The organism is Streptomyces telluris (assembly GCF_024519335.1).
In the GTDB taxonomy this organism is placed as follows: domain Bacteria; phylum Actinomycetota; class Actinomycetes; order Streptomycetales; family Streptomycetaceae; genus Streptomyces; species Streptomyces telluris.
On sequence record NZ_JANIID010000041.1, the window covers coordinates 41,431 to 67,166 of the forward strand.

Below are 25,736 nucleotides of genomic sequence, written 5' to 3' on the forward strand. Positions count from 1 at the left end.
ACGGCTCTATCGCCGGTGTCCGCGCCAGGCGGCGAACAGCCCTGTGCCGACGGAGGTGACGGCGGCGAAGGCTTGAGGTCCGGCCGGCAGGAACACCGCGGTGACTGCTGCAAGCAGGGTCACCAGGGCGATGAAGTCGAGTGTGCGCTCGGCGAGAGCGGTACGAGCCGTGGCACGCGCTCCCCGGCCGGGGGCCGGAGTCGGACCGTTCGTGATCTGTGCTTCCGTAGCGTTCCGCAGCGTTCCAGACATGACCGGACGCCATCCGACGGCCGGGTGGTCTCCCTATCCTGGGAAGCCGGGACAGGCGTCAGGGGTGGCCGAGTGGATGTCCAGCAGGGGCTCGCGGAGCTGGCGGCGGACTTGAGAGCGCTTCAGATCCAGCACGGAAGGCCCGCTCTGCGTGAGATCGAACGGCATGCCCCCACCGGGCGCCCGCTGCCTCCGTCGACCCGTGAGCGACGTGCTGCAGGGCAAGCGTCTGCCGCGACTCGATCTGCTGCTCGCGCTCGTGCAGACCCTGCTGGGCTTCACCGACGGTGGCCACCGCCCTGTCCCGCTGAGGGATCCCCGAGTCGAGGTCTGGCGCGGTCGCTGGAGCGCCCTCCAGTTCCTTCAGAGCTCAGCCAAGCAGGTCACCGCCGGCCCGGCGGCTGAGATGCAAGCCGAGACGCAAGCCGACGTGCAAGCCGGGGCCCGGAGATCCGCCGGCAGCTGCTGGAGCCGGTGGCGGTCCTCGTCGGAGAGGCGCTGGGCTGCGAGACGCACCTGGTCATCGAGAAGGAGAAGACGTCCATGGGGTCGGTTCACCGCTCGATGTTCCGCGAAGCCATGGACGCCGACGTCTACATCGACGACCTGAGCGGTGCCAATCCCAACGTCTACCTGGAGCTCGGCGTCCGCTGGGCGCTGCGCGACGCCGTGACCGTGCTGGTCTCCCCGGACATCCAAGACGTGCGGTACAACGCCTCGGCGAGCCGGGTGATCCGCTACGGGCCCGTGCCGGAGGAACTCAAGGAGGCACAGAGGCAGATCACGCAGGCCGTGGTGGAAGGACTGCGCCGGCCGGATCGCGTGGACAGCCCGGTGCGCGAGGGCTCCGATTACATCACTGTGCTGCGCTCGCACTACGAGGCGCTGGCCGCGGAGAACGCCGGCCTGCGGGCGCAGCCGGGCGAGGACCTCCTGGCGTGAGCTGGGCACGCTGAACAGCAGGCGCGGTGCGCTCCAGGACGCCACGGACGCCTTCGCCCGGGCAGTCGACTGCGACGATTCCGACGCGGAGACCTGGTCCACTCTCGGCGGCCTGCACCGGCGCCTGGCCCGCCGTGAAAATCCTGAACGATTCGACACCGCGGAGCTGGAGAGGGCTCTCGGCTGTTACCGCCGGGCGATCGCGCTGAGGGGCAACGACATCTACCCACGGCTCAACGAGGCCCGGGTGGAACTGCTGCTCTCGGCGGCCCGCGGCACGGACCCCGCCCTTGTCTTCGACCGCTTCCGCCGCTTGGAGCACCTGGCGCGCTTCGCGGCGGAGGACGCGGAGGGGACCGACCCGTGGCCCGTCTTCGATCTCGCGGACACCCTGTTGCTGACGGGCCGTGAGGCGGACGGCCTTGCGGAGCTGCGCAAGGCGGTCGCCGAGTGCTTGCGGCACCTGCCGCAGCCGAAGGAGGCGTGACACTTCACGCTCGCCGTCAATCTCGAACGTTCCGGGTGCCCGGCCCTGCGCTGCCATGACTACCTTGCGGATCGTTCCGTCGGCTTGATCGTCTCAAGGAGGAGTCATGGTACGGAAGTTTGGCCGGGCAGGACTGGCGGCCGCCGGGCTCGGCGCGGCGTGCGCGATGCTTGTCGTGCTCCCCTCGGCGGCGCAGGCCGCGCCCGCGGCCGCCGATCCCCATGCCGGCACGCTGGCGGCCCTGAAGACGTTCCAGTCGGCCGCGGGCCCGGGCGCCGGCGTCTACGCGGGTGACGCCACGAACTCCTGGAGCCTCTCCGTCGGCACCGGCACGATCAACACCAACGCCCCGATCCAGCCGAACGAGCACTACCGGATCGGCAGCCAGACCAAGACCTTCACCGCGGCGACGGTCCTGCAGCTCGTCGACGAGGGCAAGGTCTCGCTGGACGCGCCGATCGAGAAGTACCTGCCCGGCGTCGTAGACGGCAACGGCTACGACGGAAACGCCATCACGGTGCGGCACCTGCTCCACCAGACCAGCGGGGTCGCGGCCTACGAGCCGTTCTCCACGCCGCCCGCCCCCGATGCGGACGGCTCGTACTCCCTTCAGGCACTGGTCCGCGAAGGGCTGAAGCGCGCCCCCGCCTCAGCGCCCGGCACCGCGTTCCTGTACTCCAACACCAACTACCTGATCCTCGGCATGCTCGTCGAGAAGACCACGGGGACGGCGGTGCACGAGGCCGTCACGAACCGGATCATCAGGCCGCTCGGCCTGTCCCGGACCGTTTTCCCGGCCCCCGGCGATCACTCCCTGCCCGCCCCGCCCGTACGCGGGTACCACGGCGTGCGGATCGGCGGGTTCTCCTTCTGGTCCCGGGTCCTCGACTACGACCCGTCCGTCTTCAGCAGCGCCGGAGCAATGATCTCGACGGAGGAGGACCTCACGAAGTTCTACCAGGCGCTGATCGGTGGCAAGGTCGTCTCTCCGGCCGCCCTGGCCGAGATGGAGAAGACCGCGGGCGCGGAGTTCGACGGAGGCGGGTACGGGCTCGGGCTGATCAGGCGCGACCTGCCCTGCGGCGGCTCGGCCTGGGGCCACAACGGCATGGTGCCCGGCTACTACACCCAGTCGATGGTCACCGCGGACGGCCGCCACGTGTCCGTGGTGACCAACGCCCATCTCGCGTCCAACATCCCCGCCGCGCAGATGGACAAGGTCGTGACGACGGCCCTGTGCGAGAACCGCTAGGCACTCGGCGAACCGGCCGCCCGTGCGCTCGGCCGGTCCCGCAACCAGCTGACCACGAGGAGCCACCGCACCGTCCCGGGTAGCCGTCGGCCCTGCCGTGGACATCCGTTCACCGGTTCGGCCCACGGGCGGTGGCTGCCGACCGGTGAAGAACACGCAGAAGCGGCCCTCCTGGCCGCCCTCGAGCAGCCTGTGACCGGGCGCGGGTCTTCATCCGGTCCGCTGGGCTTGCGGTACGCGACGCGGATTGCCGCGTACCCCGAACCCCGTCGCCAGTCACTCGTACCTCGTGCCCCGTGCCGTGGAGTCGCTCTGTCGGCGATCGGCCGGGTGTGGTGTCATGGCGTCGGCGACCGCTGCCGCATCTTCCCCTGCCGGAGGACGACCCGCTTGCTGTGGAGGCGCGCGTGCTGATCGACGGAACCGGTGCTGTTCCTCCGGAGTCCGGCCTTCTGGCCGAGGCGCGGGAGCTGCTGCCCGATGTCGTGGCGTTGCGGCGCCGGATCCACCGCGTCCCGGAAGTGGGCTCGTATCTGCCCCGTACCCAGCAGGCGGTCCTGGAGGCCCTCGACGGGCTGGGCCTGACGGTGACGCTCGGCAGGAATCTGAGCTCGGTGGTGGCCGTGCTCGACGGCGGACGGCCCGGGCGGACACTGCTGTTGCGCGCGGACATGGACGCCCTGCCGCAGCAGGAGAACACCGGTCTCGCCTTCGCCTCCCAGGTGCCCGGCGTCATGCACGCGTGCGGGCACGACGCGCACACCGCCATGCTTGTCGGCGCCGCGCGGCTGCTCAGCGCCCGCAGGGACCGGTTGGCGGGGCGGGTGGTCTTCATGTTCCAGCCCGCCGAGGAGACCGGCGGCGGAGCCCTGCCCATGATCGAGGAGGGGCTGCTCACCCTGCCCGACGGCACGGCGGTCGACGCGGCGTTCGCCCTGCACATCAACGCCCGCAACGAGACGTGCACCGTCCACGTCCGGCCGGGCACGCAGTACGCCGCCGCCGACCTGGTGCGGATCACCGTCAGGGGCCGGAGCGGGCACGCGGCCGGCCCGCACCGGGTGCTCGATCCGGTCCCGGTCGCCTGTGAGATCGTCCAGGCCCTCCAGACCATGATCACCCGGACGGTCGGCATCTTCGAGCCCGCGGTCCTTACGATCACCACGATCCGGGCGGGAAGCGCGTTCAACATCATCCCGGAGACCGCGGAGCTGTCCGGCACGTACCGCACGCTCTCCGAGGCGAGCCGCCGCACGGTGCGCGAGGGCATCACGCGCGTGGCCGAAGGGGTGGCCGCCGCCCACGGCATGACCGTCGACGTAGAACTTCCCGAGGGTTACCCCACGGTGCAGAACGACCCGGCCTTCACCGCTCTGGTGCGCCGTGCTGCTGCCGCCGCCCTCGGCCCCTCCCGCGTGCACGAGCTCCCCCACTCCACGATGGGCGGCGAGGACTTCTCGTACGTCCTGCAGCGTGTCCCCGGCGCGATGGTGTTTCTGGGCGCCTGCCCGCCCGGCGGCGTGCCGGGGACGGTTCCGGACAACCACTCCGACCGCGTGCTCTACGACGAGGAGGCGCTGGCCGCCGGAGTCGCCCTGCACTGCGCGGTCGCCGAGGACTTCCTGCACGGCGGCGGAATCGACGGCAGCAAGGGGCATGAGGGGCGCGAGGGATACCAAGGGCGCGACGGGCGCGACGGGAAGGGCGAGCGCGGCGCGGCCGTTGGTGTGGCAAGCGCAGATGGCGGCGACTGAGGACCGGCGGCAGCGTCCGCATCCGGTCGGGCGAGCGACCGACTGCCCATGGGCGCTGCCCGCGTCAAAGCCTCTCCGTCCGGGCGAAACCCTGCACCAGGGAACGCGTTGTGACAGGCATGACCACATCGAGCAACAGGCACGGCGCGCGACGCGTCGGTGCCACCGCATCCGCTCTGGCCGCTGCCCTGTCCGCCGCCATCCTGTTCGGCGCCGTGCCGCTTGTCCATGCGGCCCCCGCCGCGCCGCTGCCGCCCGGACCGGCGGCCGCGCACAGGGGCGTGTCCGGGGCCGCGCGACACGTGTACTACCCGAGCGTGGACCGGATCGTGTGCGAGGTGAACAAGGAACGGGCGAAGCGGCGTCAGGCGGCCCTGCTGATCTCGAACCCCGTCTCCGAAGCGGCGCGCCGTCACGCCCGCGACATGGCCCGGATGGGCCGGCTCACCCAGGTCGGGAGTGACGGACGGGACCTGCGCGCCCGGCTGAGCGACGCGAACGTGTACTCGTCCCACGTCCTCGAGTACCTGTTCCAGGGCTACGACCACGACGGCTACTTCGCGGACATGGCCACGGACCCGGAACCGGGCAACGAGTTCTACAAGTCGCTGATGAGCCCGGACACGGTGGCGATCGGCCTGGGGTACGAGGACCGGTACTGGGACGTGGTCCTCGTCGGCAAGCACCGGAGGCTGGTCACCCGCCCGCCGTCGTGCGGGAGCGCCTGACCACGTGTCCGGACGGCGGTCGCCGCCGGTCCGGGCTGGCGGCGGCCCCCGTCTCGCCGAGAGCACACGTCTGCACCGCTTTCCCGGGGGCGACCCTTCCGGGGTGCGGCGCGGCCCACTGGCAGAGTCATGAATTCCGCCGGTGGGCCTCGCCGGAGAGACGAGAACGCGCCGCCCCACATCACCTGATACCTCGTCACCTCCAGTGTGCTGTGGAGAAAAACTCCGATGCACCGGCACGTTGCCCGGGAGTATCCTCCGCGACCATGACGCTTCCTCGCATTCGCCCTCCCTTCGTCGCGGACGAGCGGACCCAACTGCTCGGCTGGCTCGACACGCAGCGTGCGATCGTCCCGTGGAAGTGCGAGGGGCTGTCCGAGGCCGACGCCCACCGGTCCGTACTGCCTGCCTCGCCCCTGATGACGATGGCGGGGATCGTCTCGCACCTGCGCTGGGTCGAGCACCTGTGGTTCGAGGTGCTCTTCCTCGGCCGTCCCGCCGAGGGCCCGCAGTTCGAGGGGCCCGACGACGCCGACATGATGGTGGACGACATACCGCTCGCCCAGCTCTTGAGCGAGTACGAGCAGCAGTGCGCGGTGTCGAACGAGATCGTGGCGGCCCATTCGCTCGACGAGACCGGTCGGCACCCGGACTACCGCTCGGCCGGCGCGAACCTACGGTGGATGCTGATCCACATGGTGGAGGAGACCGCCCGGCACGCCGGCCACATGGATGCCGTCCGCGAGCTGCTCGACGGCCGCAAGGGCTACTACTGACAGTGCAGAGCGCTGCACCGCTGCGGCTGCATCCGGCCTGATCAGGGGGCCCGTCGGGTGCCCAGGGGACAGCTCGCCACGGTCTCGTAGCGAGGACGTTCGCCGACGTCCCCGGCCCCGGGCAGGTGGCTGCACATCAGCTCCAGGCGCTCGACGCGCCACCGGCGGCCCCGGAACTCGGCCAGCTCCTCCGCGTACGGCCTGAGGTTCACGTGCCCGGTGACGCGGGCGAGGGTGAGGTGGGGACGGAAGGGCCGGGCGTCGTCCACGTGCACCCCGGCCTGCCGGGCCGCGGTGGCCGTGGAGCGTGCCAGACAGGCCAGGGTCTCCAGCGCCCCGGTCGCCCCGACCCATAGGATCCGGCCGCCGAACCGGCCGCCGCCCGCGAACCGCAGCTCGTGCGCCGGATGCCGGTGGGCGGCCCGGGCGAGGCTCTCGCTCAGCTCGGGGACCAGGGCCTCGTCGACCTCACCGAGGAAGGCGAGGGTGAAGTGCCACATGGACGGATGGGTCCAGCGCAGCCGACCGTGCCGTTCGGGGAGGGCGGCGCGCAGCTGTGCCACTTCGGCCGCCAGCTCGTCGACGGCGGCCTGAGGAGGGATCACGGCGGCGAACAAACGCATGAGGCCAGTGTGACGCGGCCCGGGGGTATTTCCCGGTACGGTCACCCCCTGTCGGGCGGCCGCTGCCGGCGCTGCCAGAACGTGCTGTCCTCCCAGCGGCGTTCCTGGCCGTAGGAGTCCGCGTGATGACGGTGGTAGGCGTTCGCGATGCCGTCCAGGAACGCCGTATAGGCGGCCAGGGCCCCGCTTCGGCCGCGCAGGAGCCGGTCGAGGGCGCACGCGCCCCGGTATCCGGTGTGCAGTGCGGTGAGGATGCCCTGGGAGGAGAGGGGGTCGAAGGCGAGCGCCGCGTCGCCGACGGCCAGCCATCCCGGTCCGGCGGCCGGAGTCAGCCGCAGGCCGTGGGCGGGGGTCCAGCTCGGCGCGGGGAGTCCGGCGAGGTCGTAGCCGCTCAGCCGGGACGCGACGTGCCGCGTACGGGCCACGTGCTCCAGGAAGCCCGCGGGGGTGCGCAGCTCGGCGGCGGCCAGGTCCGGGTCGGTGAGGTGCGCGACCAGTCGCCCGGCCGGGACCTGCGCGGTGTACCACCAGCCGTCGGGCACCGCCTCGACGAGGGTACGCAGCTCCCTGTCTCGTACGTTCCGGGTGCTCTGGATGCCCTGGGTGCTCTGGGCGTCCTGGGTGCCCTGGGTGTTCTGGGCATCGGCCCGGCGGTGGGCGAACAGCACCGACACGGCCACGAGACGGTCCTGCTTGCGCCGGACGGCCCGGTGTCTGCCGATGACGGCGCGGCGGCCGCTGGCGTCCACGACCCATGAGCACCTGAGCTCCGTCATGGTGCCCTCTCGGCGGATCAGCAGCTTCCGGGGGTCGGCGCCGGCGCCGTCGAGGTACCGCACCGCGCTGCCCCGGCACAGGCGGGCTCCGGCGGCGACGGCCGCGTCCAGGAGCCAGGCGTCGAACCCGGCGCGATCGAGGTGCCAGCCGTGACCATGCGGGTCGAAGAGGTGACTGTGGTCATGGAGTTCCTCGGCGCCCCAGGCCGCGTAGGTGCCGGTACACCGCAGATGCGCGCCGTCCCGGAAGCCGGGCCAGAGGCCGAGGTCGTGCAGCAGGGGACGGGCGGCCGGCGGCAAGGTCTCGCCGATCTTGTAGGCCGTCGGCTGTGAAGGGACCTTCTGTGAATGGACCTCCTGTGCAGGGGCCGGCCGTGAAGGGACCGGCTGTGAAGACGTCGGCCGTGAGGAGGCCGAGCCGATCGAGGGAACTCCCGCGGCCGGGGCACGGTCGTCGACGACGAGGACACGCCGGCCGGCGCGGGCCAGAGTCAGTGCCGCGACGGCGCCGGCCGGACCGCCACCGACGACGGCCACTTCGCACTCCGGACCGCCCCCGTGTCCGGCCGGTTCGCCCTCCTGTCCGGCCGGGCCGCCGCCATTGCGTCCCGACGGTGGCCGCCGCCACGACGGGTCGGCCGGCGGCTGGGGCGGCCGAGGCCCCGTCACCGCGTGCCGGGGAATCGCTTGACCTTCGCCACGAACCCGGCAGCCACCTCTTCGTCGGGCGGTTCGGCGCGGGCGACGGCCCCGGCCACGGCCTCGTCCCGCGCCGCGGCCTCCTCGGCCGAGGGGACGTGCAGGGTCAGCAGGTTGCGGTTGGCGGGCGGTGCAGGTTCGGCGGGGAAGGTGACCTCGGACTCCACGAGCATCGTCGCGGGCAGGCTCGGGTCGTCGTCGGCTCCCGGCCGGCGTTCGACGATGCCGAGTTTGCCGAAGTCGGTGACCATGGCGTTCATCTGGTCGTGGTAGCTGCCGGGCAGCCACCTCAGCCACGCGGCGCGGCGTTCGAAGGCGGCTGTGCGCTCCGAGGCGGGGCGCGCGGCATCGACGGCGATCGCGTAGTCCTCCGCGGAGAGGACGTGGTTGGGCACCCGGGCCGGCCAGAAGGTGGGCAGGTACGGGTCGTAGCGCGGCCCGTAGCCCAGGTAGTAGCCGGAACGGCAGCTGGCCGTGTCCGTCTGCCAGGGGAGGGCCATCCACCGGGTGAGGCCGCCCGGGCCCTGTGCGTAGAGCGGTCCGTCCACGGCGAGGGCGGCCTGCGGGGTGAGCACTTCTCCGTACGAGTCGTCGGACGGGCTCCCGGCCGAGGGGGGCGGGCGGTGGCGCACCCTGAACGGGGAGGAGTACAGGGTGAGGTGGCGCATCGGCCAGGTGAATTCGCAGCCGGGGTGGAAGGCGTCGGCGAGGCAGAAGGTCAGCGCCGCCCGGTCGAGGGCCTGGGGGCGTTCGGCGAGCGGCAGCGCGTCCAGGGACGTGGGCGCCTGGGCGTACGGGTCGTAGTCGGCCTCGAAGTACCCGTCGGCCCAGCGGGTCAGCAGCCGGTACTGCAGGGGGCTGAGGGCCAGGTGCTGGCGTGCGGAGACGGGTGGCAGGTTCATGGCGTCGCCGTAGACGGCGGGCCAGGGCACGGGCGACGGGCCGTCGCGGTCGAGGTCCCTCAGGCACGACCAGACCTGACGGCGGGCCTCTCGGTGCACCCCGGCGGCATTCGCGAGCCGGGCGAGCCGGTCGGGGTCCAGCAGGTGCTCGTGCGCCCCGTGACCGAACTGGAAGGCGAACCCCCTGTTGACCCACTGCAGACCGCACAGGCGACGCAGCACCGGCAGTACGTCGCGGGTGAACGAGACCTTCTCCGGCGGTGTGAGCACACCGGCCGTCACGTACATGTCCTGCAGCAGGTCGTACATGGTGCGGACCGAGATCAGCTCGGGCGCGTAGTTGGGCGGTGCCACCACCACCCAGGCGGGTTCCACGGGGACGGCCCGTCCCTCGATGGTGACCTCGGCGGTCACCGGCCCGTCGGAGATGTCGTCGTACCAGCCGTCGTTGTTGGCGAAGTCCTCGGCGGGCTTGTGATCGAGGGAGGCGGCCGCGCCACGGCCGCCCAGGAAGACCAGCCGGCCGGCTTGGTCGGTGCGCAGCTCGCCCAGGTAGACGGGGGTGCCCATGAACGTGCCGGTATCGAAGCGGAACTCCGGCTTTCCGGAGCGGTCACGTCCGCGGATGGAGCGGGCGCCGGGGTCGATGATGAGCTTCTTGCGTTCGCGGACGCTTGCGTTGCGCAGTGTGCTCGGCTTCGCGTCGGCCGCCTCGGGGATGTCCAAGGCGAGCTGGAACTGGTACCAGGCGGCCTTCTTGTTGGCCACGTGCACGGTCCAGCGCAGGTCGGCGTTGTCCGCCGTCAGCTCGGCGACCGGCTCGCCCGCGGCGTTGTAACCGTAGACGCGGAAGCGCACCGCCTGCCGCTTCAGTGCACCCGTGGCGTCCTTGTAGCCTTCCGTCGGCGTGGGCGGCGGGGCGTCGATCTCGGGAGCGAGGAAGAACTCCTCGGCGCTGTCGCCGACCCGTGCCACCCCGATCGCGGGGTGGATCGCGGCCCGTACGATGCGCGTGTCGCGGGCGGGCAGGGGTTCGGTGGACGGCGGCCGGGCCGGTCCGGGTTCCGCCACGGGGATGCCGTTGGCGTCCCTGCGGCGTGCGGCGGAGGCCTGGTAGACGGTCCTGCGGGCTTCGCCGATGCTGCCGACCGGCCGGTGCTCCGGAAGGCTGTGCCAGGGGTTGAAGGAGAGGTTCTCGCCGTAGGCGGCCTGACCGCGTCCCGTGGTGTCCTGCCGGCTCAGGGTCAGCCGGGCCACGCGCACCGGTGCGCTGACCGCCTCCTCCCAGCGCACGGTGGCCCGGTCCAGCGGGGTGTGCTCGTCGTCCGTGGCGAATTGGAGCATCAGGTCGAAGGACGCTTCAGCGGCGGCCAGGCGGTGCCGCAGATCGCCGCGGAGGAAGGAGGGGTCCTCGTCGTGCGGGGTCGCCTGCGGGTTGCCGGAGGCGCAACCGGTGGGCACCAGTTTGTACTTGACGTGCCGACCAGCGCCGAAGGCGTACGGCAGCACGCTCCAGTAGGCGGCCGTCAGCACGCTGTCCTCGGGCTTGGCCATGGCGTCGAGAACGGCGCGGGTCACGGGGTGGTCCCGCAGGTAGGACTCGTAGTCGTGCTCGATGACGCCGGCCCGGGTGAACTCGCACATGTCGCGGGCCGTGTCGACGAAGAAGACGTCGTGGTTCTGGAGCAGCAGGTCCTGTGTGTCCGCCTCGCTCTCCGCCTCCAGCACCTTGGGACCGGGGACGCCGAAGAGCTTGATGCCGATCCCCAGGGTGGTGCGCAGGTCGGGCCGGTTGGGCAGCGTGTCACTGGAGAAGCGCACCCAGGCGGGCAGGCCCGTGCCCTCCGCGGCGGCCTTCAGGAACCCGATCCGCAGGTCGTCCGGGAGGGCGGGGTCTACGGTCAGCAGGCCGTGGGCGGTTCCGTGCGCCTTGAGGAACACCGGGCGCAGCACCGTGTCCTGGCGCGCGATCCGGTCGCCCTGGACGACGTCGACGAACATGGACCGCAGTGCCGAGACGGGGTCGGCGGCGCAGCCGGGCAGCATCGCGGGGAGGTCTTCGGGACCTTCCAGGCTGTCGCTCATGGCGTGCCGCCGGTGGGCCGGTAGACGACGAGCGGGCAGACGCCGCAGGCGCGCGGCCCGTCCTGGGCGAACCAGCGGCATGCGGCGCGGATTCCGCAGCGCGGTGGGGTCTTGTCGGCGTTCACGCTGTCGCTGATGAGCACGGCTCCCTCGTGACAGGTGGAGCTGGGGCACAGCGTGCCGCGTTCTACGGTTGCCTGGCGCGGTGGCGAGTCGGTGCCGGGGCTCGCGGGCGCCATCTAGGCCTCGACCGGCCGCACGCGGATGCCCTGGGTGCGGCCTCCTTCGATGCGGCCGATCATCGGGTTGTCGGCCGGGTGGCCGATGGTCCGGGCTTGGACGTCGACAGTGGCTGACCCGGTGAGGACGGCTTTGCGGATGGCTGTGTCGATCTGCTGTTGCTGCCCCTTGTCAGACATGAGGGCGCACCCTTCTCCCCTCGTCTTCGGCCTTGAGGCCGGGGACGAGGAAGGACAGACGACTCGAACACGCGGAGGCCGCCCGGGCAGCCGCGGTCCTCTCAGCCAAACACCGGGGTACGTCCCGCGCGACCGTACGCCTTCAGCCGGGTGACGGACCGGCGACCAAGACCGATTCGTTCGTATGTTCGATATCTGGCAGGATGGAGGGATGGCGATGGAACGTGAGGTCCCTTCGGGTGGGTTCGGCGGCCGTGAAGATGAGCTGTGGGGGCCCGGGCTCCCCGACGATCTACTGCGGGCGAAGGCGCTGGTGTACGGCCCGGGTGGGTTCACGTGCTCACGGCCGGTGCTCGAAGCGGAGAGTGCCGAATACGGGGCATGCGGGTTCGCGCTGGACGGCTTCTCGGTGAGGTTCCGGGTGGCCAAGACGACCCCGACGAAGGTCGGCCAGTTCGTCACGGTCTGGAAGAGGTCTGCGAGCGGACCCATTCAGCCCTTCGATGCCGAAGATCCCGTCGATCTTTTCGTCATCAGTACCCGTGAGGGCGAGCGGTTCGGGCAGTTCGTGTTCTCGCGGGACGTACTCCGGGAACGAGGCATCTTGTCGACGAACGGTTCCGGCGGGAAACGGGCTTTCCGCGTCTACCCGCCGTGGGTGACCACTACGAACCGCCAGGCTCGCAGCACACAGACCTGGCAGGTGGAACACTTCCTCCAACTGCCTGAAGGCGAGCCCGTCGACCTTCCCCGCGCTCACGCGCTCTATCACCCCCGGCCGGCGGAGTCCGTGAGAAGACGTACCGCCCAGGGCTCCCTCCTTGATCACAAGATGGGCAGGTGCGAATAGGTGAACGCTCGACCCCCGATTGCAAGCGCTGTCAACAGCGTTAAGGCTGGTGACGTGTAAGACCCGAGATAAGGAGAGGACATGTCCAAGCCCGCGGAGAACGAGAAGTTCGACTGCGAAGCAGGCCCCCAGGGCTTCACCGCCACAGCGCACCGAGACAGCAATGGGAGACGCCGAGTCACCGTAAAAGGTACGTGTTCGTGTCGAACCCCGGGCTACGTGCTGATTTTGGAAATCGCCTCTCCCGGAGTCGTCGACACTCCCTACGAGCTGCACCTGAATCTGGGCGAGAAAGAGCCCGGCGGGACCGTGGCTCAAGTCATCACGCCAACAGATGTCGAAGGCACCTTCGACATCACCGATGAGGTGGAGCGAGTGGTGATCCGTAACAGGGGGTTCGAGGTGCCGGTCAAAGACGAATAGGTCTCGGCCGGGGAAGTTTCGATCCGCCGTTGCGAGTGGTTGGGGGTGGAGTGGGGTGACGGTGGGTCGCGGGGCCGGCCGCCCGATGGGTAGTGAGTGTCTCCCTGTCGTGCGGGAGTTGCCGCGCATCGCAGTCTTTTGGGCCGGTTTGGTGCGGCATTGCCCGCTCTCTTCTCGGGCTCGGGGTGGGGCTGGTGATCGGGTGTGGCAAGGTATGCCGACGACTCGCGTCGGCCGGGCTTCGGAGGAAGGCCGGCCGCATGCGTGTTTTCAGGCGCCGGAATCTTGCGGCGGTGCCTGAGGGGGGCGGTCTACTGCGTGCCGGACGGACTGTGCCGTCCGGCACTTACCCAACCCACCTTCAGGAGCACCACCCGTGAACAGAAAGCGTCGCCGACTGCTGCTGGCTGCCGTCGACCCCATGCTGGAGCCCGGCGAGCAGGTCGAGGTGACGACCATCGTGAACCTGAGCTCCGTCTCCGTGCGCCGGACCGCTGCTTTTGCGGCTGCATCAGCGATCATGAGCGGTGGCGCCATGTCGGTGATCCCGGCGCGGATCCCCATGTACCTGGCCATGACGGACCGGCGCATCTTCATCTTCCGGGCGGACCCGATATTTCCTCATCCGGAGGAGCACCTGATGACGATTCCCCGTGCCGGTCTCGTCCGGTCGGAGATCAAGGAGCGCGTGCTCAACTCCTCCTTCGTCGTGTCCTCGTCGGCCGAAGACCATGGCTTGAAAATCACGTTCCCGCTCCTCGGTCGCAAGGAGCGCGATGCCATAGCAGCGGTCCTGCCTCTGGCAGCCGGCTGAGTGCGCAGATCCCGATCTCGATCTCGCCACCCTCACCTCGCGTAAGCAGTCGTCACGCGTTGAGGTCATCATCGAGCTCGACCACGGGCTCATCAGGCACGATGTGCATTGCCGCCTCCTCCGCGGAGGCCGCCCCGCCGTCGACTCCCACGTCCCGGGCGTAGACGTCGTTGCGCCGAGGGGGCATGGCGTCGATGGTGGCGGCGAGGCGCCCGGCGCGCTCGCCGCCGACCTCCTCGTCGATGGGCTCGCCCTCCCCACCGGCCAGATCGCCGATGTCGTCCCCGCCCGTCACCGTGAGGTCGGGGACCTCCTCGGCGAGCCTCTGGTCGAGGCTTTCACGCTCGCGCTGCTCGCGCGCCGTCGTGCCGTGGTGCCCCACGCCGAGAGGCTTCTCCGGGGGCGAGTAGCCCTCGTCGAGCACCCGGTCGTAGAGGTCGCCGTCGAGTGCGTTCTCCAGGTCCAGGTCACCAGGGTTGTCCCGGCGGTCGGACCGGGCAGGCTGGTAGACCTCGTCACCCATCAGGTCATCGGACATAGTGAGCCAGCCTCCTCCCGCACGGTTCCGCGGCGATGGCCTACTTCCACTCTCCCCTGTCCGGCTGCCTCGCGCTCTCCGGAGGGCGGCAAATGCCGGATCACCGGCTGCCCGGTGCCCTCGGGCCGATCTCGAACCGGGGCGGCTCGAGGCCGGCGAGGCATCCGGTGTCCGGGGCGGTCGGACGGTCGAAGAAGGAGACGGCGATCTCCTGGGCGCACCGTGACGTGGCGAACACGACGTGGGGCTCGTAGGGCACCGTGACGACGGTGGCGCGGCTCAGCGTACGGGCGACGTAGGGGCCGTTGTCCGCCCCGGTCTGGGCGTCGAAGCCGCCCGACAGGGCGAGGGTGGGGATGTCGCTCCGCGTGACGTCCCGGATCGAGGGCGGCGCCGCGGGGACGTTCCAGACGGCGCAGTCGGGACGGAGGAAGGTGAGCTGCGGAGCCTGGGCCAGTACCGAACGGGGGAACGACGGGAACGCCTTTCGCCCGCCCCGGATCCCCTCGGCCCGGCTCTCGTACGGCACCCACTCGCTGCAGAAGATGCCGTAGGCGAGGCCGTGGGAGCTCGTGCCGAAGGCCTGGGGGCTGAGCTTGCCGCCCGCCCACTGCTCGGCGACCCGCTGCGGTTTGCCGTGGGCCAGCTCGTCGAGGGAGCGGGGTACGCCTTCCGCCACATGGGTGGCGGAGGTCAGCCAGTTCACCAGGGCTCCGCCGTCCAGCACGACTTTCACCGGCTTCGGCCGGCCGGGGACCTTGACGGTGGTGGTGACCGGGTGGGCTTCGAGCTTACGGACGAGGCGCTCGAAGGTGGCGGACGGGTTCGGATAGCGCCGGTGGCACGCGGGATCCTCCGCGCAGGCCTTGAACAGGCCGTCGAATCCCTGCCGGGCGCTGCTCCACGTCAGTGCCGACCCCGCCTTGGACGGCGGCAGGATGCCGTCGATGCCGACCGACCGGATTCCCTGGGGGTGCTGGCGCATGTAGATGAGCGCCAGGTGGGTGCCGTAGGAGATGCCGAACACGTTCCACTGGTCGATGCCCAGCGCGACGCGCAGGTCCGCGTAGTCGGCGGCACTCTCGGTGTCGTTGTAGGCGCTGAGGTCGGCGCCGCGGCCGACCAGCTGGTCGCGGCAGGCGCGCGTCGCCTTGACGTGCAGGCGCTCGGTGGACGGCGCGCCGTAGACGAGGCCGACGGCGCGTGCGTTGAACTCGTCGATGTTGCGGCAGGTCAGCGCCGGGTCGGCCGAGTAGGTGCCCCGCTGGGACATGAAGATCACGTCCCGGTCGCGGTTCAGGCCGCCGTCGATCGCCATCTTCGCCTCCCCGACGGCGTCGTCGCCGGGGCCGCCGGCGAGCCACACGATCGGGTCGGGCTTCGGGTTGGCGGCCGCCGCCGGCACGATCGCGACACCGAGGGTGATCTGCCGACCGCCGGGCTCGGCGCGGTTCTCGGGCACGGTGAGCGTTCCGCAGCGAGCCGTGTCGAGCGCGTCGACCGGCTCCGGCGTCTGCGGGCAGGGGCCGGGCTCGAAGCGGGCATCGCCCACCGACCGGGCGACCGCGCCGATCGACGCTCCGGCGAAGGGGCCGGTTCCGGTGCGGTGTTCCGCGCCGGCCGGTGTCGCGAGCAGGCCGGTGACGAGCATGGCGGTCGTCGCCATCGCGGTCGTCGTCACCGCGGCCGGCGTGGCGTGGAGCCGGCGCGGGGTGCGGCGACGGCGGGATATGCGGCTGAGTCTCATCTGCTCTCCCGGTCACTCGGGGATGATCGTGAACGGCTTCGGGGTGAGACCGGCCACGCAAGCGGTGTCGGGCCCGGTCGGACGGGCGAGGAACGAGGCCAGCACCCGCTGCGCGCAGGGCGACTGCGGGACCACCCAGTGCCCGATCCCGGGGATCCGCACAGAGGTCGAGCGGGACAGCGTACGGGCCGTGTCACGCGCCCAGCTCGCCCCGGTCTTCGTATCGAACGTCCCGGAGATGAGGAGCGTCGGCACCGCGCTGACGGTGGCCACCCGCTGGGCGGAGGTGCGGTCCGGCACGTCCCAGATGCGGCACACCTGGTGCTGGAACGGAAGCTGCGGTGCCTGGGCCAGGACCGTGTCCGGCCACCCGGGGAAGGCCCGGCGCCCCGCCTTCAGCACGTCGGACGGCGTAGAGCCCGGCACCCACTCGCCGCACGCCACCGACTCCGTCAGACCGTGGGCGGTCTGGCCGACGACCTGGACCGAGTCGGCCGCGCGGGCCTGCGCGAAGCGCTCCGGACGTCCGTGGGCGAGCTCCTCGATCGCCGCGGGGACGTCGGGCGGCTTGACGGCGTTGGCGACCAGCAGGTTCAGCAGTGCGCCCCCGTCGAGGACGACCTTCACCGGGTCTCCTCCGCGCGGCGGCCGGGCGTTCAGCGTCAAGGGGTGCGCTTCCAGCCGACGCACCTGCTGGGTGAGGGTTCGACGGAGGTCCGGGTAGCGGCTCTTGCAGCGGAGCTCGGCTGCGCATGCCTTGAGGAGGTTGTCGATGCCTTCGCGGGCGCTGCTCCAGGTCCACGGCAGGGTTACCGTCTGCGGTGGCGTGACCGAGTCGATGGCCACCGCGCGAATCCCCTGGGGGTGCTTGCGCAGGTAGGTGAGGGCCAGGTTGCTGCCGTAGGAGTAGCCGTAGACGTTCCACCGGGGGATGCCGAGCGCCCTGCGCAGGTCGGCGAAGTCGGCGGCGTTCTCAGTGGTGTTGTAGGCGCCCAGGTCGACTCCGTCGGCCGCCAGGCGGTTCCGGCACTTCTTCACCGAGTCCAGCAGGAGCCGTTTCGCCTGCGGCGAGTCGTAGCCGAGCCCCACGTACCGCGCGTAGAACCGGTCCATCTCGGGGCAGGCGAGGTTCGGCCGATCGTAGAGATTTCCCCGCTGGGCCATGATGATCAGCGGGCGATCCCGGTTCAGACCGGAGTCGATGAGGAAGGGAATGTCGTCGAACGTCTCGCCGCCGGGGCCGCCCGCCATGAACACCACCGGGTCCTCGCCGGGCTTTGCCGACACGGCCGGAATGACCGCAGTGGCCAGCCGGATCGTCCGGCTGCCGGGACGGGCGCGGTTCTCGGGGACTTCCAGGAAACCGCACCGTGCGGTGCTCAGTGCGGCGATCGGCTCGGGCGTGCTGGGGCAGGGACCGGGCACGAACCGCGACGGGGCGGGCGGGCCGCCGGGCCCGGAGGTGTGGCTGTGAGCCGACGCGGCACTGCTCGGTATCGAGCCGAACGTCGCCAAGGCCAGGGCGGCCGTGGCAGCCACCACCTTGATGCCGTGCTTGGGCATGTGATCCCGTTCCTCTGCCGACGTCCACGGCTGTTTGTTGTCCGCTGTCCAGCCGGACAACTCCGCAGCGGTTTGGGCGGATCATGACTTTACGGACGATACCGGGCAGGCCGAACAGGCGCATACGGACAGCCGACGCCGGATGCATCCCGAGCTCAACCGCATGGATCTCAGGCTCAACCGCATGGACCCGGAGCCCCACCGGATGGACCCCGAGCCCAACCGGATGGATCCCGAGCTCAAGCACGGGCACGATCGCCCCGATCGGAGGCTTCCTCGGCGACACCGCGCCCGGCGCGGCGTACGCTCGTCGGCAGGCGACTCGTGGTCGACATCTTCGAGGCGGGCGGCAAGGGTTGCCGGAGACGGTCCCCGGACGAGACCGCGGGAGGATCCATGACCGCGCTCGGTGACCTGATCGAGATCGATGACAGGACGGTGCTGGTTCTCGGGCAAGGACTGGATGTCGAGCACGGTCAGCCGGACGTCGCCAACGCCCTCGTACACCGGGTCGACGACACCCTGGTACTTGTCGACACAGGCGTCACGGCCGCCTTCCGCGCGGCATTGCGAGAGGCGGCCGGTAGGGTCGGGCACTGGTCCCGCGCCCTGGTGCTGACCACGCACGGCCATCTTGACCACGTCGGCAACAACGACCTGGCCGACGAACTCGGTGTGCCGGTCGAGCACTACGTCCCCGCCCTTGACCTCGACCAGATGCGGGACCCGGTGGCGTACTGGGTGCGGTCCTTCGAGCGCATCACCGGGTTGGTGCCGCTGCCCGCGCCGCCCGCTCCGGCCGGCAAGATGGTCTCGCTCTTCCAGCCGATGCGGCCCTTCGGCGCCACGACCCGGACCTACGAGGAGCGACCGCTGGAGCTGATCCGGATCGGCTCGCTGCGATTCACCGGCTGGACCTTCGCCGACGGCGCGGTCCGCGTGCTGCGCAGCCAGGGGCACTGCGCCGGGCATGTGGTCGTGCACTTGAGGGATTGCGGCGTCCTTCACCTCTCCGACGAGGGCAACGGCCCCTGCGGCGCGATGGCCGACGCCGACCAGCTCAAGATCCAGACCGTGCTCGGCGCCGTCGCTCACCTATTCGAGGAGGGAGAAGCCGCCCTCCTCACCGACGGGCACACTTTCGCCGTGCGGCGTGGTGCTGAGGCGGTGTCCCACCTGGACGGGCTGTTGGACCAGGTCGTCGCCCTGCAGGAGTCGGCACTCAGGCTGACCAGGGGGAGCGGGCGGGTTCGGCCGGACGTGTTCACCACCCGGTACGCGGAAACGGTCGCTGAACTGGGGATCGGCGGAGCCAACCCGAACGCGATGTTCGTCGCCATGATGGCGGTCAATCAGCTTCGCGAGGTCGGGCTACGGCCGGGGGGCGAGGGCGTCGATGCGCCTTGGTCCCGGCCCGCGCTCCGCAACCCTGCGCCGGTTTCCCCGGGGCCCGGCTCCGGTACCGGCGGCAGTCCGATGACCGTGCCTTCGCCGCCCTGAGCCTGAGCCGCTTCCCGTCCGTCGGCTCGACGCGGCTCGACTGGGACGGCGCCGAGGTCATCGAGCGGCGCGACGGCTTCGACGCCGGGGAACTGCGGAGGACGATGCGTGCGCACGCCACCGGGGACGAGCTGGCCATCGTGTACTGGGACAACTTCGTCGTGCCGTCGGTCGCCTTGGACGCTGCGCTGGTGGCCGAGCACGCGGAGGCGGTACTGGAGTGGGTCGCCCGGTGCTGGATCTTCCTTGCCGACAGCGGGTTGCTGATCGAGTTCCAGGACGGCGAGGGGCTGACAGTGGCGCGGGTGCCCGAGCCGCGTGTCACACCACCTCTCCGGACCGCCGGGGTCGGGGCGGGGCCTGACATCGGCGCCTGACATCGGCGTCGGGAAGGCTACGACCGGGGTACAAGGTCGGGTATGAGTTTCGAATGGTGGGTTCTGATCTGCGGGGTGGCCGTCGTACTGGCGGCGGTGGCCGGGGCCGCCGTGTTCCTGGCGGTCCGGCTCTTCCGGGCTCGCCGGCTGCTGCAGCAGGCCGGGGCGCCCGAGGGCAGCAAGATGGTCTTCTGGGGAGCCCTGCTCTATCTCGTCTCTCCCATCGACCTCATCCCCGACCCCGTCTATCTGGACGACATCGGCGTCCTGCTCCTGGCCCTGCGCTCGCTGCACAAGGCATCCTCCCGACTGCCGCTCTCCACGAGGGGGTCGGTGCCGCCGTCGTGAGGAGGGCGGCAGGCGGGGGCCGGCCCGGGGAGGATCGCCTTACGGCTCTCACAGCCTTAAAGCTCTTACGGCCCCACGCACCGCCGCCCCACGCCCTGGTCAGTGCCGCAGAGCGTTCCTCGCATGCTCTCCGGCCAGCTTTGCGTCCGCCTTGGCCTGCTCCGCCTTGCCCCGGGCCCGCTTGGCGTCATTGCCCGTGGCGGAGCCGGCGGTCTCCTCGGCCTTGCCCTTGATCTTCTCGGCTGCGTGCTTTGCCTTCTTCTCGGCACTCATCGATGCCTCCAAGATGTGCTCGGCATTCGGACATCCTCGCGCCTTCCTCGTACGGGCGCCGGCAAACGCGCCCTCGGGAATCAGGGCGCCGGAAAACGAGCACAACGAGCACAACGAGTACAAGAGCACTCTGCTCCGGATGGCCCAGTGGTGCGGGCGGGAGGGGTGATCCCGCCGTCGGCGCGTATGCCTGGGGATTTTACGGGCATGAGGTGCGGTCATGAAGAAAAGGAACGGAACGCAGGCGGTTCGCCGCGGTCGGACGGTGCGTGTGGTGTGCGCGGTGGCGGTCACGGCGGCGATGGTGAGCGCGTGCGGTGACGACGGCGACGGGGGAAGGGGCGACGGCGCGGCGACCACCGTGTCGGCGGCGCCTCCGTCCTCACCGACGGCCTCCCCCTCCGGTGCGCCGGCCTCGCCCTCCCCGGGCGGTACCGCGGGGATGACGGACGACCAGGCTGAGCGCAAGGCGCTCGTACCCGCGGCGAAGGTCGGGTACGACCAGGCGGCCAAGTCGGCGACCGACAAGGTGCCCGGCAGCAAGCTGGTGGACATCGACCTCAAACGCTCGGCCGCGGGCGCCCCCGAATGGCACGTGAAAGTCGCCGTTGCCGACGGCACGGAGAGCGACGTCGTCGTCGACGCGGTCTCGGGCGGGGTGACCTCGTCCAGTCCCGAGGCGGACCAGGATGCCGAGGACAAGCGGGAGACGGCCGACCGGCTGAGCAAGGCCAAGGTCTCCTGGCAGGACGCCGCCTCGACCGCGCTGGGCCGGACGAAGGGCACGATCACGTCCCTCGGCTTGGACGACATGGACAACGGCAGCCTCGTCTGGTCGGTGGACGTCGTGACGACGAACGACTGGAACAAGACGACGTACGACGTGGACGCGGTCGACGGCAGCATCAAGCGCGAACACGTCGACCGCGACTGAGCGCGTACCGGCGACCGGCCACCGGCAACTCGGTGGCCGGCAACCGGCCACCGGCAATCAGCTACCGGCATCGGCAACCGTTCACCGGTTGCCGGACCGCTGCACCATCGGTCGGTGGCCGGTGGTCGGTGGCCGGTGGCCGGTGGCCGGTGGCCGGTGGCCGGTGGCCGGTGGCCGGTGGTCGGCGGCGAAGCCCATCCGCTCCGGCAAGCCGTGCCGCCGACCCGCCCACCCGTCGCCCAGCCGACCCGTCAGCTGCCCGCGTAGACGTCCTCGACGTAGCGGCCCTCGGCGACCGCGGCGCGCCACCATTCCTCTGCAGCAGCGGCATCGCCGCCCGTGTGCCGTACGTGGAGTTCCTGGAAGGCGTCCCGTACGCCAGGGGCCATCCGGCTGCCGTCGCCGCAGACGTACACCTTCGCGCCGGCCTGCAGCAGCCGCCACACCTCCGCGCCCTCGGCTGCGATCCGGTGCTGGACGAACCGCCGTCCCGCCTCGGGCGCCTTGGAGAAGACGGGGCGCATGGAGACCACTCCGGCCTCTTCGGCGGCCTCCAGCTCGGCGCGGTGGAGGTAGTCCACGTCCGGGTGGTCGCAGCCGAAGTAACACAGTGCGGGGGTGAGCGGCGTGCCCTGGAGGGCCAGTGACAAGCGGTCGGCGACGGCACCGCGGAAGGGGGCCAGGCCCGTACCGGCGGCGACCATGATGACGGGGGTCTGCGCGTCGTGGCGGATGCGGAAGGCGTCCCGGCACGGCTGGATGCGTGCGTACACCGTGTCGCCGCTCCGCATCCGGTGCAGGTATGACGAGCCCGTGCCTTCGAAGACGCCGCTGCCGGAGCGTGCGGGGGCGCGCAGCTGCGAGACCATCAGATCCGCGTGACCCGGGTCGGTGGCGGGGGAGGAGGAGATGGAGTAGTGGCGGGTGCGCATCGGGGGCAGCAGGTCGAGCAGCAGCGGCCAGCCCATGCGGCCGCGCAGTGCCGGGTATTGCTCGGCGAGGTCGATCAGCCCGTGGTGGAGGGCTCGGGGGGCTTGCGAGCCTCCGGGGACTGACGGCTGCTCGGCGGTGGCGGCCAGCTGCCGCAGGGCCGCCTGCTCGGGCGGGCAGGGGTTGAGGTCGGCGAGCCGGGCGACCTGCTCGGTGGTGAGCGGGTGCTGCAGTTCCACGTGGTGGGTGAGCAGCTCGCGGACGGTGACCGGGCGGTCCAGGTGCAGGCCGGAGCGACCGGAACGGCCGGAGCCGGCACTGCCGGAACGGCCGGTGCGCCGGGCGCGGATGCTGAGCACCGCGTCGCAGGCGAGGCCGAGAGCGGTGATGGCGCGTTCGACCAGGGCAGGGTCGTTTGCGGGCATGACGGCCAGGTGGTCGGCGGTGCGGTAGGTGACGCCCTCGGGCAGCGCGAGGCGCACGAATTTCTTGGAGCGGCCGAGGGGGTGGGCCAGGTCGGCGAGGTCCCCCGTCGCGGTCACGGTCATCGGGACCAGGCCGTGGCGGGAGGCCGTCGCGTCGAGGGGGCCGCCGGTGATCTCGGTGACGTCGTAGGCGTGCCCGGGCGGCTCCTCGCGGGAGTCCTCGGGTCCTGCGACGGCGTCCGGGTCTCCGTACGCCGTGAGCAGGGTGCTGCGCAGTGCGGCGGTGAAGCGCGCGAACGATCCGGCGAGGTCGCCCGAGGCGTCGGCCGCGTGCCGTTCCAGGAGCCTGGTCGCACCCAGTCCGGCCAGACGGTCGTCGATGGCGGTGGGCACGTGCTGGTAGGTGGCCGCCCAGTTGCGGTCGCCGACGCCCAGAACGGCGTAGGGCAGGTCCTCTGCGGCTCCGGGTTCCGCGTCGGCCAGCCAGGAGGTGAAGGCTCTGGCGTCGTCGGTCGGCTGCCCGTTGTAGGAGGCGGCCACGATGACGAGGGGAGCACCTGCGGGCAGGGCCCCCGCGATCTTGTCGAGGGGTACGGCCCCGGCCGTGAAGCCGAGGTCGCCGAATGTGCCGGCGAGGTCTTCGGCGAACTCGCGGCAGGTGCCGAAGTTGGAGCCGTACGCGACGGTCAGCGCGGTGCCGGCCGCGGCCCTGGCGGGCAGGACGCCGTCCTCCGGCCGCTCCTCGGCCCGGTCCGCACGCGCGGTGACGCTGCCGGCGAGGCCGCCGAGGCCGCCGAGGGCGTCGCGGACCCGGTCGCGGTCTTCGGCGGTGCGGTGCGCCAGGGCCAGGGTGAAGCCGTCGGGCTTGAGGGTGAGGGTCTCCTTGACGTCGAGGGTGTAGCCGGTGTGGTCGAGGAAGCGGTAGCGGTGGACGAGCAGGGCCAGCAGCATGGTCGCTTCGTGCATGGCGAACTGCCGCCCGATGCAGGCGCGTTCCCCGGTGCCGAAGGGCTTGTACGCGTTCGCGGGACGGGCGGCCTCGGCGGCGGGCGCGAAGCGGTCCGGGTCGAACTCCTCGACGTTGTCGCCCCACACCGGATCGCGGTGCAGCATCGGGGTGAGCACGGTCAGCCGCCGGCCGGCCGGGACCGGGTACCTGCCGCCGATGACGGTGTCGGCCACGGGCGCGCGCTCGAAGACCGCGGCGGTCGGCCACAGCCGCAGCGTCTCACTGAGGACCTGCCGTACGTAGCGCAGCCGGCCGATGTCCTCGAACGCGGGCTGCGGATCCGCGTCGTCGCCCCACAGGGCGTCGACCTCGGCCTGCGCCAGACGCAGGGAGACCGGGTTCTTCATCAAGTGGTAGAGGGCGAACGAGAGGGTGCCCGACGTGGTCTCGTGGCCCGCGATCAGGAAGGTGATGACCTGGTTGCGGACGTTGGCCTCGTCGAGGGGTTCGCCGTCGCCGGGGTGACGCGAGTTCAGCATCAGCCCCAGCAGGTCGTCGGCGCCGCCGCTCTCCCCGGCGGTCCGCCGTCCGGCTATCACTTCGTCGACGACCTGCGCGAGATACGCGGTGTCCGCACGGAAGGCCCGGTCCTCCTCCGTGGTGTCCTGGCCCGGCGTCCTCCCCAGAGCGGCCTGGCTGTGGCTCAGTGCCCGTACGAGCGCCTGGACGAAGGGGTGGGGCTCGGCGCGGGCGAAGGACCGGAAGTCGTAGCCGAAGCCCGCGAGGCCGATGGTGTCGAGCGTCATCCGGGTCATGTCCGCCGACACGTCCACGGGTTCGTCCCGGGTGAGGTACGCGTCCCAGGCGGTGATCATCCGCCGCGCCGCCTTCAGCATGACCGGGTGGTACGTGCGCATCGAGCCCATGGCGAAGGCGGGCAGCAGGATGTCGTGGGCCTTGGCCCAGTTGGGCTCGTCGTTGTAGGCGGTGAACAGGCCGTCGGCGGCGACCTCGCGGACGTTCTCCAGCGCGGGGCCGATCACCTTGGCGAACCGCGTCTCGTCCGAGAGCTCGTCGACGAGTTCGTACGAGGAGATCAGCACCGTCTCGCGGCTGTGGAAACGGCGCCGGAAGGCGGGCCCGAACTCGCGGGCGAAGGCCATGGCTTGTTGGACGGGCCTGTCGGTCAGACCCGTATCCGACACGTCGACGACGGGCAGGTCACGCAGGGGCTCCATGGGCTCTCTCCTCCGGCGGGTGATGGTCCGGCCTCCGGTGGGCGATGGTCCCGACCGGTGCGTCCACGATTCCGCCGCGCGCGGGCCCGCCGACCGCCGGAACTACGATTTCTTGTAGCGTCTTGGCCGTGCCGCGGCGTGCGCGCTGCGGCACGACTGTGCTAGGCGGCTAGGCCTTCCGGTGGCTCGGGTGGCTCGGACGGCTCGGACGGCTCGGATGGCTCGGACGGTGAAGGCCTGCAGGAAGCCGACAACAGAGGAGCGCGTGACCGTGACCGTGTACGACCCGGAGTCGGACCCGGCGGTGTGGCGCACCCGTTTCCTCAACCTGTTCGACCGCACGCCGGTCCCGACCGCGGTCAGCACCGCCGAAGGCGTGATCACCGGCGCGAACCCGGCCCTGGCGGCACTGTGGAACCTCACCCCGGGCCGCCTGACGGGCCGCCACCTGCTCGACCTGTTCACCCCCGCCGACCCCCGCAAGCTGAGCAAGTTCGAGAGCGCCATGCGCGGGGGACGGCGCTCGCGCTACCCCTTCCGCGTCCGCTGGACCGCTGCCGGATCGTCCTATGAGGGGGAGCTGACCGTCGAGCCGGTGAGCGACCCGGCGGGCGAGCTCCCGCCGCTGCTGGCCATCCTTCGTGCGGACGAGCCGCGCCCTGCCGTGGACGGCAGGGAAGAGGCCGTCGGCCCGGTCGCGCTCACCGCACTGGAGTCCCGCATCCTCGCCCTGGTCGCCGAGGGCCGCACCACGGCCGTGGTGGCCCGCACCGTCGGGCTCAGCGGCGACGGAGTCAATTACCACCTCGCCCGTCTGTGCCGCCGCCTGGACGCCTCGAACCGCACCGCTCTGGTGGCCCGCGCCTACGTGCTCGGCCTGCTCTCCCCGGCCGCCTGGCCGCCCGCGGCGGACTGAGCGGTACGTCGGCCCGCGAAACCGGACGACACCCCCGTATGCGTATCCGCGCGCTTGCGTCGGGTGACATTCGGGGGCGGTGCGTGTGAGGCCGCCCATGAGGCCCGGATCACTTACGAATCCCGATAGTGAACAGCCGCGGATGAATACGGGGACAGGGCCGATAATCGCGCGTCGGCAATGAAGGAGCGTAGTAGGTCACAGTCCTTGTCAGGC

At 71.2% G+C, this 25,736-nt stretch carries 25 protein-coding genes; 14 read left to right on the forward strand and 11 right to left on the reverse strand.

Annotated features, from left to right (window positions below; all coding sequences use genetic code 11):
• Positions 1 to 6 precede the first annotated feature (6 nt).
• The gene (locus NQU55_RS31750; RefSeq protein WP_168095271.1) at positions 7 to 252 is read right to left on the reverse strand and encodes a hypothetical protein; all 246 of its coding nucleotides are present in this window, start codon (positions 250 to 252) and stop codon (positions 7 to 9) included.
• 474 nt (positions 253 to 726) lie between these two features.
• On the opposite strand from NQU55_RS31750, the gene NQU55_RS31755 reads away from it, so the two are divergent.
• The 6 genes from NQU55_RS31755 (at position 727) to NQU55_RS31780 (ending at position 6,191) form a co-directional block, all read left to right on the forward strand.
• Entirely contained in the window at positions 727 to 1,194 is a 468-nt protein-coding gene (locus NQU55_RS31755; RefSeq protein ID WP_168095270.1) for a hypothetical protein, read from the forward strand.
• Positions 1,195 to 1,204: 10 nt separating this feature from the next.
• The gene (locus NQU55_RS37340) at positions 1,205 to 1,681 is read left to right on the forward strand and encodes a tetratricopeptide repeat-containing protein (RefSeq protein WP_505017629.1); all 477 of its coding nucleotides are present in this window, start codon (positions 1,205 to 1,207) and stop codon (positions 1,679 to 1,681) included.
• A gap of 106 nt (positions 1,682 to 1,787) precedes the next feature.
• The gene (locus tag NQU55_RS31765; RefSeq protein WP_256791609.1) at positions 1,788 to 2,933 is read left to right on the forward strand and encodes a serine hydrolase domain-containing protein; all 1,146 of its coding nucleotides are present in this window, start codon (positions 1,788 to 1,790) and stop codon (positions 2,931 to 2,933) included.
• Between the two features lie 407 nt (positions 2,934 to 3,340).
• On the forward strand, positions 3,341 to 4,687 hold the full coding sequence (locus tag NQU55_RS31770) for a M20 metallopeptidase family protein (protein ID WP_256791610.1): 1,347 nt from the start codon (positions 3,341 to 3,343) through the stop codon (positions 4,685 to 4,687).
• A 119-nt stretch (positions 4,688 to 4,806) separates the two neighbouring features.
• Positions 4,807 to 5,415 (forward strand): CAP domain-containing protein, encoded by a 609-nt coding sequence (locus NQU55_RS31775; protein WP_168096839.1) that lies wholly within the window; start codon positions 4,807 to 4,809, stop codon positions 5,413 to 5,415.
• A 266-nt stretch (positions 5,416 to 5,681) separates the two neighbouring features.
• Positions 5,682 to 6,191, forward strand: coding sequence for a DinB family protein (locus NQU55_RS31780; RefSeq protein ID WP_256791611.1), 510 nt, complete (start codon positions 5,682 to 5,684; stop codon positions 6,189 to 6,191).
• 41 nt (positions 6,192 to 6,232) lie between these two features.
• On the opposite strand, the gene thpR is transcribed toward NQU55_RS31780, so the two are convergent.
• From thpR to NQU55_RS31805, 5 genes are all read right to left on the reverse strand, one after another.
• Positions 6,233 to 6,814, reverse strand: coding sequence for an RNA 2',3'-cyclic phosphodiesterase (thpR, locus tag NQU55_RS31785; RefSeq protein ID WP_256791612.1), 582 nt, complete (start codon positions 6,812 to 6,814; stop codon positions 6,233 to 6,235).
• 41 nt (positions 6,815 to 6,855) lie between these two features.
• Positions 6,856 to 8,127 (reverse strand): NAD(P)/FAD-dependent oxidoreductase, encoded by a 1,272-nt coding sequence (locus tag NQU55_RS31790; RefSeq protein ID WP_206330009.1) that lies wholly within the window; start codon positions 8,125 to 8,127, stop codon positions 6,856 to 6,858.
• A 128-nt stretch (positions 8,128 to 8,255) separates the two neighbouring features.
• Positions 8,256 to 11,276, reverse strand: a complete 3,021-nt coding sequence (locus tag NQU55_RS31795; RefSeq protein ID WP_168095859.1) for a LodA/GoxA family CTQ-dependent oxidase — start codon at positions 11,274 to 11,276, stop codon at positions 8,256 to 8,258.
• A complete protein-coding gene (locus NQU55_RS31800; RefSeq protein ID WP_256791613.1) occupies positions 11,273 to 11,419 on the reverse strand; it encodes a hypothetical protein in 147 nt (48 codons plus the stop codon). The genes NQU55_RS31795 and NQU55_RS31800 overlap by 4 nt, the downstream gene beginning before the upstream one ends.
• A gap of 96 nt (positions 11,420 to 11,515) precedes the next feature.
• Positions 11,516 to 11,695: a hypothetical protein gene (locus NQU55_RS31805; protein WP_256791614.1), complete on the reverse strand. Its 180-nt coding sequence runs from the start codon at positions 11,693 to 11,695 to the stop codon at positions 11,516 to 11,518.
• 217 nt (positions 11,696 to 11,912) lie between these two features.
• On the opposite strand from NQU55_RS31805, the gene NQU55_RS31810 reads away from it, so the two are divergent.
• The 3 genes from NQU55_RS31810 to NQU55_RS31820 all read left to right on the forward strand — a co-directional run bounded on the left by NQU55_RS31810 (position 11,913) and on the right by NQU55_RS31820 (position 13,782).
• A complete protein-coding gene (locus NQU55_RS31810; protein ID WP_256791615.1) occupies positions 11,913 to 12,545 on the forward strand; it encodes a MepB family protein in 633 nt (210 codons plus the stop codon).
• An 81-nt stretch (positions 12,546 to 12,626) separates the two neighbouring features.
• Entirely contained in the window at positions 12,627 to 12,968 is a 342-nt protein-coding gene (locus NQU55_RS31815; protein ID WP_168095867.1) for a hypothetical protein, read from the forward strand.
• A 376-nt stretch (positions 12,969 to 13,344) separates the two neighbouring features.
• Entirely contained in the window at positions 13,345 to 13,782 is a 438-nt protein-coding gene (locus tag NQU55_RS31820; RefSeq protein WP_168095866.1) for a hypothetical protein, read from the forward strand.
• A gap of 52 nt (positions 13,783 to 13,834) precedes the next feature.
• Here the strand turns inward: NQU55_RS31820 and NQU55_RS31825 are convergent, their stop codons facing one another.
• From NQU55_RS31825 to NQU55_RS31835, 3 genes are all read right to left on the reverse strand, one after another.
• Positions 13,835 to 14,320 (reverse strand): DUF5709 domain-containing protein, encoded by a 486-nt coding sequence (locus NQU55_RS31825; protein WP_168095865.1) that lies wholly within the window; start codon positions 14,318 to 14,320, stop codon positions 13,835 to 13,837.
• 100 nt (positions 14,321 to 14,420) lie between these two features.
• Positions 14,421 to 16,067 (reverse strand): alpha/beta fold hydrolase, encoded by a 1,647-nt coding sequence (locus NQU55_RS31830; protein WP_372504852.1) that lies wholly within the window; start codon positions 16,065 to 16,067, stop codon positions 14,421 to 14,423.
• A 12-nt stretch (positions 16,068 to 16,079) separates the two neighbouring features.
• Positions 16,080 to 17,630, reverse strand: a complete 1,551-nt coding sequence (locus NQU55_RS31835; protein ID WP_256791616.1) for an alpha/beta fold hydrolase — start codon at positions 17,628 to 17,630, stop codon at positions 16,080 to 16,082.
• Between the two features lie 396 nt (positions 17,631 to 18,026).
• Between NQU55_RS31835 and NQU55_RS31840 the strand changes: the two genes are divergently transcribed.
• From NQU55_RS31840 to NQU55_RS31850, 3 genes are all read left to right on the forward strand, one after another.
• Positions 18,027 to 19,130, forward strand: a complete 1,104-nt coding sequence (locus tag NQU55_RS31840) for an MBL fold metallo-hydrolase (RefSeq protein WP_256791617.1) — start codon at positions 18,027 to 18,029, stop codon at positions 19,128 to 19,130.
• 104 nt (positions 19,131 to 19,234) lie between these two features.
• Positions 19,235 to 19,507, forward strand: coding sequence for a hypothetical protein (locus NQU55_RS31845; protein WP_168096731.1), 273 nt, complete (start codon positions 19,235 to 19,237; stop codon positions 19,505 to 19,507).
• A gap of 42 nt (positions 19,508 to 19,549) precedes the next feature.
• Positions 19,550 to 19,855, forward strand: coding sequence for a YkvA family protein (locus tag NQU55_RS31850; protein WP_168096732.1), 306 nt, complete (start codon positions 19,550 to 19,552; stop codon positions 19,853 to 19,855).
• A 99-nt stretch (positions 19,856 to 19,954) separates the two neighbouring features.
• On the opposite strand, the gene NQU55_RS31855 is transcribed toward NQU55_RS31850, so the two are convergent.
• Positions 19,955 to 20,128, reverse strand: a complete 174-nt coding sequence (locus NQU55_RS31855) for a CsbD family protein (RefSeq protein ID WP_079110373.1) — start codon at positions 20,126 to 20,128, stop codon at positions 19,955 to 19,957.
• Positions 20,129 to 20,411: 283 nt separating this feature from the next.
• Between NQU55_RS31855 and NQU55_RS31860 the strand changes: the two genes are divergently transcribed.
• Positions 20,412 to 21,062: a PepSY domain-containing protein gene (locus NQU55_RS31860; protein WP_256791619.1), complete on the forward strand. Its 651-nt coding sequence runs from the start codon at positions 20,412 to 20,414 to the stop codon at positions 21,060 to 21,062.
• A 251-nt stretch (positions 21,063 to 21,313) separates the two neighbouring features.
• Here the strand turns inward: NQU55_RS31860 and NQU55_RS31865 are convergent, their stop codons facing one another.
• Positions 21,314 to 24,604, reverse strand: a complete 3,291-nt coding sequence (locus NQU55_RS31865; RefSeq protein ID WP_168096009.1) for a cytochrome P450 — start codon at positions 24,602 to 24,604, stop codon at positions 21,314 to 21,316.
• A gap of 265 nt (positions 24,605 to 24,869) precedes the next feature.
• Here NQU55_RS31865 and NQU55_RS31870 point away from each other — a divergent pair, with 265 nt between their 5' ends.
• Positions 24,870 to 25,520: a PAS domain-containing protein gene (locus tag NQU55_RS31870; RefSeq protein ID WP_256791620.1), complete on the forward strand. Its 651-nt coding sequence runs from the start codon at positions 24,870 to 24,872 to the stop codon at positions 25,518 to 25,520.
• Positions 25,521 to 25,736: the final 216 nt, after the last annotated feature.

Bases quoted from the DNA above. Each gene is read 5' to 3' on its own strand.
- NQU55_RS31865 (WP_168096009.1), bottom strand. From the start codon at position 24,604: ATGGAGCCCCTGCGTGACCTGCCCGTCGTCGACGTGTCGGATACGGGT.
- NQU55_RS31835 (WP_256791616.1), bottom strand. From the start codon at position 17,630: ATGCCCAAGCACGGCATCAAGGTGGTGGCTGCCACGGCCGCCCTGGCC.
- NQU55_RS31825 (WP_168095865.1), bottom strand. From the start codon at position 14,320: ATGTCCGATGACCTGATGGGTGACGAGGTCTACCAGCCTGCCCGGTCC.
- NQU55_RS31855 (WP_079110373.1), bottom strand. From the start codon at position 20,128: ATGAGTGCCGAGAAGAAGGCAAAGCACGCAGCCGAGAAGATCAAGGGC.
- NQU55_RS31815 (WP_168095867.1), top strand. From the start codon at position 12,627: ATGTCCAAGCCCGCGGAGAACGAGAAGTTCGACTGCGAAGCAGGCCCC.
- NQU55_RS31805 (WP_256791614.1), bottom strand. From the start codon at position 11,695: ATGTCTGACAAGGGGCAGCAACAGCAGATCGACACAGCCATCCGCAAA.
- NQU55_RS31750 (WP_168095271.1), bottom strand. From the start codon at position 252: ATGTCTGGAACGCTGCGGAACGCTACGGAAGCACAGATCACGAACGGT.
- NQU55_RS31765 (WP_256791609.1), top strand. From the start codon at position 1,788: ATGGTACGGAAGTTTGGCCGGGCAGGACTGGCGGCCGCCGGGCTCGGC.
- NQU55_RS31830 (WP_372504852.1), bottom strand. From the start codon at position 16,067: ATGAGACTCAGCCGCATATCCCGCCGTCGCCGCACCCCGCGCCGGCTC.
- NQU55_RS31840 (WP_256791617.1), top strand. From the start codon at position 18,027: ATGACCGCGCTCGGTGACCTGATCGAGATCGATGACAGGACGGTGCTG.
- NQU55_RS31795 (WP_168095859.1), bottom strand. From the start codon at position 11,276: ATGAGCGACAGCCTGGAAGGTCCCGAAGACCTCCCCGCGATGCTGCCC.
- thpR (WP_256791612.1), bottom strand. From the start codon at position 6,814: ATGCGTTTGTTCGCCGCCGTGATCCCTCCTCAGGCCGCCGTCGACGAG.
- NQU55_RS31780 (WP_256791611.1), top strand. From the start codon at position 5,682: ATGACGCTTCCTCGCATTCGCCCTCCCTTCGTCGCGGACGAGCGGACC.
- NQU55_RS31775 (WP_168096839.1), top strand. From the start codon at position 4,807: ATGACCACATCGAGCAACAGGCACGGCGCGCGACGCGTCGGTGCCACC.
- NQU55_RS31810 (WP_256791615.1), top strand. From the start codon at position 11,913: ATGGAACGTGAGGTCCCTTCGGGTGGGTTCGGCGGCCGTGAAGATGAG.
- NQU55_RS31850 (WP_168096732.1), top strand. From the start codon at position 19,550: ATGAGTTTCGAATGGTGGGTTCTGATCTGCGGGGTGGCCGTCGTACTG.
- NQU55_RS31845 (WP_168096731.1), top strand. From the start codon at position 19,235: ATGCGTGCGCACGCCACCGGGGACGAGCTGGCCATCGTGTACTGGGAC.